The 5,020-nt window shown below is 69.2% G+C and carries 6 protein-coding genes and 1 pseudogene; 1 reads left to right on the top strand and 6 read right to left on the bottom strand.

The window, feature by feature from the left end; all coding sequences use genetic code 11:
* Window positions 1-276, bottom strand: a pseudogene (locus NQ160_RS18280) (glycosyl transferase); the annotation flags it as partial.
* A 160-nt stretch (window positions 277-436) separates the two neighbouring features.
* Between NQ160_RS18280 and NQ160_RS18275 the strand changes: the two are divergent.
* On the top strand, window positions 437-1,510 hold the full coding sequence (locus NQ160_RS18275) for an AI-2E family transporter (protein ID WP_257516555.1): 1,074 nt from the start codon (window positions 437-439) through the stop codon (window positions 1,508-1,510).
* A gap of 26 nt (window positions 1,511-1,536) precedes the next feature.
* On the opposite strand, the gene NQ160_RS18270 is transcribed toward NQ160_RS18275, so the two are convergent.
* Genes NQ160_RS18270 through NQ160_RS18250 form a run of 5 tightly spaced genes read right to left on the bottom strand, consistent with a single transcriptional unit; the run spans window position 1,537 to window position 4,962 of the window.
* Complete coding sequence (locus NQ160_RS18270) at window positions 1,537-2,259, bottom strand: alpha/beta hydrolase (protein ID WP_257516554.1); 723 nt, start codon at window positions 2,257-2,259, stop codon at window positions 1,537-1,539.
* A 1-nt stretch (window position 2,260) separates the two neighbouring features.
* Window positions 2,261-2,545 carry a hypothetical protein gene (locus NQ160_RS18265; RefSeq protein WP_257516553.1) on the bottom strand — a complete coding sequence of 95 codons (285 nt, stop codon included), beginning with the start codon at window positions 2,543-2,545 and terminating at the stop codon, window positions 2,261-2,263.
* Between the two features lie 11 nt (window positions 2,546-2,556).
* Window positions 2,557-3,273, bottom strand: a complete 717-nt coding sequence (locus NQ160_RS18260; protein ID WP_257516552.1) for a lytic transglycosylase domain-containing protein — start codon at window positions 3,271-3,273, stop codon at window positions 2,557-2,559.
* A 46-nt stretch (window positions 3,274-3,319) separates the two neighbouring features.
* Window positions 3,320-3,940, bottom strand: a complete 621-nt coding sequence (locus tag NQ160_RS18255) for a DivIVA domain-containing protein (RefSeq protein ID WP_257516551.1) — start codon at window positions 3,938-3,940, stop codon at window positions 3,320-3,322.
* Complete coding sequence (locus NQ160_RS18250) at window positions 3,937-4,962, bottom strand: phosphatidate cytidylyltransferase (protein ID WP_257516550.1); 1,026 nt, start codon at window positions 4,960-4,962, stop codon at window positions 3,937-3,939. The genes NQ160_RS18255 and NQ160_RS18250 overlap by 4 nt, the downstream gene beginning before the upstream one ends.
* Window positions 4,963-5,020 lie beyond the last annotated feature (58 nt).

Here is a 5,020-nt window from a genome sequence, read left to right as displayed (position 1 = left end):
GACGTGGGCGTACTCCCAGGGCGACAGCCAGGCCTCGAGGTCCGCAGTGCGGCCGTACGCGGCGAAGATCGCGCCCTCCCCCTGTGCGCGCAGTGTCTGAGAACCGGGCTGGCTGCGCAGCACGCCGCCGTCGACGAGCACGTAGGGAACGTCCTCGGCCACCTCGATCGTCTCGCTCTGTGAAGTGGGACCCTGGAACACGGTGCGCTGCGCGAGGCCGGCGCCGATCATCAGGGCGGCCAGCACGAATGCCACCACTGCCCATACGAATCGCACGAAGAACACCTCTCTGAGCCCGCCTCACCGCGCGTGCGGGCACACAATCGACGTTTCAGCCTAGCGATAACGACCTGAATGTCGCCCGGGAGGGCGCGCCGACGTGGTGAAGGGCTGCGCCTGCGTATCCTGGCGGAACCGAGAAAGCAGGAGGCTGCACGTGAAGATCCAGTACCCGTTCCGCACGGCGTTGATCGCAACGCTCGGTGTCGGGGTCGGCCTCCTGATCATCTCCGGGGTGTCCACCCTGCAGACGGTGCTGCTCTACGTCGGGACGGCCCTGTTCCTGTCGCTGGGCCTGGACCCGATCATCTCGTGGCTGGAGCGGCGCCGGTTCCCCCGCTGGTCGGCCGTGCTGACCACCATCCTCGCGGTGCTCGCCGCCTTCGCCGGCATCGTGCTGATGGTGGTGCCGATCATCGTCGGGCAGATCTCACAGCTGGTAGCCCAGATTCAGAAGCTCTTCCGTTCCGGAGCCCTCGACGACCCGGTGACCGGGATCAAGGACTGGATGCACGGGGTCTTCCCGGCCCTGGACGTCGACGTCGTGTTCGGCTATCTCGAGGACTGGTACGCGACGCTCGACGTCGGCGAGATCGGGACGTCCGTCGGTGAGAGCCTGCTGGCTCTCGGCGGGGCGCTCATCGCGGGCTTCACCGGCGCATTCATCGTGCTGATCCTGACCATTTACTTCACGGCATCGACGCCGTCCCTCAAAGCCGCGGTCTATCAGCTCGTTCCGGCATCCAAGCGTGAGCGCTTCATCGACCTGTCGGAGCAGATCACGAAGTCGGTGGGCTACTACGTCATCGGCCAGGGCAGTCTCGGTGTCATCAACGGCGTGCTGAGCGCGATCTTCCTTTCCATCATCGGCGCCCCCTTCCCGGCGGTGCTCGCCGTCGTCGCGTTCTTCTTCTCGCTGATCCCCCTGGTGGGCACGCTGACGGGATCCGCCATCATCGTGCTGACGTGCCTCATCCCCGGGCTGGGCTCCCCCAGCACCGCGCTCGTGGCGCTGATCTACTACGTCATCTACATGCAGCTCGAGGCCTACCTGCTGTCGCCGCGCATCATGAACCGTGCCGTGTCGATTCCCGGTGCCGTGGTGGTGATCGCGGCGCTGGCCGGTGGCTCGCTGCTCGGGCTGCTGGGAGCGCTCATCGCCATCCCCGTCGCCGCCAGCATCCTCATCATCTACCGTCAGGTGATCATTCCCCGGCAGAACGAGCGCTGACACCGCGCCAGGCGGCGTCAGCGGCCTCAGTCGGCCGGATCGGGCCACTCGGTGGGCAGCGGCACGGCCGCGGGGTTGACGACTCCCACGATCTCGTTCAGCACCCGGCGCGTCTGCGTCTCGCCCACCCACAGGTGCCGGCCGCCCTTGACCGGCACGAGGACGGCCTGCGGGATCGACGCGAAGCGCTCCGCGGCCTCGGCGGGGCGGAGATAGTCGTCGAGCTCGGGGACGATCACGACCACCGGGCGACCATCCTCGGCCCAGGCGGCCACCTCGTCGGCGGTGGTGCGGTGAAGCGGTGGGGACAGCAGGATGAGGCCCTCGACGTCGTGGTGGTCACGACCGTGCTTCAGCGCGAGTTCCGTCCCGAACGACCATCCGACCAGCCACGGCCGGGGAAGGCTTCGCTCCCGCACGAAAGCCATGGCAGCCGCGACATCGAGGGCTTCGGCCTTGCCGCCGTCGAACTCGCCCTCGCTGGTCCCCCGCGGCGACGTGGTGCCGCGGGTGTTGAAGCGCAGCACAGCGAGGTCGGCGAGGGCCGGCAGCCGGCCGGCGGCCTTGCGCAGGATGTGGGAGTCCATGAAACCCCCGGCGGTGGGCAGCGGATGCAGCGTCACCAGCGTCGCGACCGGGTCGTGGTCGAGAGGGGTCGCGAGCTCACCGACGAGGGTGAGTCCGTCGGCGGTGTGCAGTTCGATGTCTTCCCGGCGCGCGGGAAGCTGCACCGGACCTCGTATCTCCATGTCAGCCGATCCTCCAGCATGCGGTGTGCCAGTGACGCCGGTCGGCCAGCGCCGCGGCATCCCCTCGCACGTCGTCTGCGCGCCACGTCACGAGGTGCGCCACTCCCGGCTCGACCGCGCGTGCGCACCCCGGGCAGATGTACGTCTTCTGCGCCTTCGATGCTGCGACCGGCTGCACGGTCCATTCGCCCCCGCGGCGCACCTCCGTGCGAGCGAACCCGGCGATGAGCCGGTCGAGCGAGTCGTTGCGCGCGGGAGCGGGACGACGCCGACGAGAACGGGCCATGGGCGAAGCGGTCACCACCAATGGTTGCTGTTCCAGAAGTCGTACGCCGCGGCCCAGCTGCCGTAGCGGCCGACTGCGTAGCCGTTGCCCCACCTCAGGTTGTCCACGGGGTCGTAGCCGTTGCCCGGCACCTTGCTGCACGGGTACGCCTGCACCAGTCCGCACGCACCCGAGGACCGGTTCGTCGCGTTGGGGTTCCATCCGCTCTCGCGCCCGACGATGTGGTCGACGTATCCCCAGTCGCTCTGCGAGATTCCCGCAGCCGCCATCCACTCGGCGGCGCTGCCGCCTCCGGTGTAGAAAAGCGGCGCCGCACGTGATGACGATGATGACGACGATGCCGACGAGCCCGTCGCTGCGGGCGGTTCGGGCGTCGGCGTCGGCTTGGGCGTGACGTAGACGCTGTAGCCGCTGCGCTCGAAGGTGACCGGCTCGGGTGTCGCCTCGCCCCGTCCCCCGGCGAAGGCCTGGGCGTCGCCGATCGACTCGGCGTACAGCGACACCGTTTCGCCGTCCTTGGCGATCGCCTGGGACAGGGCCCCGCCCATCGGGCCGACATAGGCGCTGACGAATCCGGCGACGGCCAGGCAGGCGAACACGCTCAGCACACCGCGGCGGCGGGACCATCGCGCCGGCTGGGCGGCCCGTGCCGCTCGGCGGGTGCCGCCTGCGGCCAGGACGGCGGTCCGCCCGGGATCCGAGGGGGTCATCGCGTCGCCGGAAGTCACAGTGTCGTGAGTCTATCGGGTCGGTCCGTGCGCAGCATCCGGAGCGTCAGCCGATCGCGAGCATGACTTCGACCACGGCGTCCAGCACCGCGTCGACCTGAGCCTCGCGGTAGCCACCGCGCTGCATGCGGAACGCGACCGTGCGCACCTGCTCCACGGTGAGCGGCTCCCCCGATTCGAGGTACGACGCCAGCTTGTCGGCGACGATGTCGACCTCATCGATGCGATAGCCGTAACGAAGCGGTCCCACGCGGGCGAACCGGTGCCCGGCCGGGCGGGACAGCCGGTCGAGGATCTCCTGGCCCAGGTCGCGCGAGCGCCCCACCCATGCTCGAGCGCCGGCGCGGGAGAGCGCCCTTTCACGTTCCCGCGCAGCGAAGGCGTCTTCGATGCGTCCCAGGGCCGCGTCGACGGCAGCGATGACGTAGCCGTGACGAACGATCGGGAACCCCGCCCGGCGCACATCGCCGCTGGTGAGCGCCGCATCGGCGGCATCCGCCTCGAAGGCCTTGCGCGCCTGCTCGAGGAACGCATCGACGGCCGCCTTGTCGTAGCCCTTTTCGCGTCCGCGGGTCTCGGGGAAGGGCGGCGCCGCCGGAGCCGCCGCGGTGTCCGTGTCCGTGTCGGTGTCGGTGCCGGCATCGGTGCCGGCGTCGGAGAGCGTCATGCCACCACCAGGGGGAAGAACGCGAAGTACAGACCGAGCGCGGGCACCGTGGACGGCAGGATCGAATCGAGCCGGTCGAGCACGCCGCCGTGGCCGGGAAGCCACGAGCTCATGTCCTTGATGCCGAGGTCGCGTTTGATCATCGATTCGCCGAGGTCGCCGAGCGTCGCGGTGGCGAGGATCGCCACCCCGAGGATCAGACCAGCCCACCACGGCACCTGAAGCAGGAAGATGCCGAACAGCACGCCGGATGCCACCGCGGCCAGCACCGCGCCGCCGAAGCCCTCCCAGGTCTTCTTGGGACTGATGCGAGGCGCCATCGGGTGCTTTCCGAACATGAGGCCGAACGCGTAGGCGCCCGTATCGGCAGCGACGGCGGTAGCGATCATGGCCAGCACCCACCACTCCCCCTGCTCCTGGCGCAGCAGGATCAGCAGCAGGCTGCCGAGGAAGCCCACATAGAGCTGGATGAAGCCGGAGATCAGCGTGTCGGAAAGCACGTCACCGTAGGTGCGAGCGTCGTCCGAGGCCATCTGTGCGACCAGGCGCCACACGATGACGAAGGCAACCGCGGCGAAGGCGACCGCCCAGTGCGTCCAATAGTCCAGGAAGTACCCCGACAGCACGAGCGCGAGCGCGGCCACGACCTGCGGCACGAGGTCGACACGGCGCCCGGCCAGTTGCAGCGCGCGCCCGAACTCCCACACCCCGAGCACGGCGACCGGCACCGCGAAGACCAGGAAGATCTCCTTGAAGAACATCAGCGATCCGATGACCACGACTCCCAAGGCGAGACCGATCAGGGTCGCCACGATGAGGTCGCGGCCGGTGCGCTCCTTGATCTTCTCGTTGGCGACGTCGAAGTCCGCGCGGGCCCGCTCGACCTGCTGTTCGAACTCCGAACGTGCCGCGCGCAGATGCGTCGTGAACTCCGCTGCAGGGTCGGCGGAAGGCCGGCGGCCCTCCGAGCGCCGCAGGGGTGCTTCGGGCGGGCCCTCCGGGTCGTCGGACGGGTCGGTCATCGTGGCCTCAGACTTCGAGCAGCTCGGTCTCTTTGCGCTTCAGCGCCTCGTCGATGGC

This window comes from Microbacterium sp. zg.Y909 (assembly GCF_024626565.1).
The sequence above is the reverse complement of the archived record's forward strand: the minus strand, read 5'-3'. Positions and strand labels throughout refer to the sequence as shown.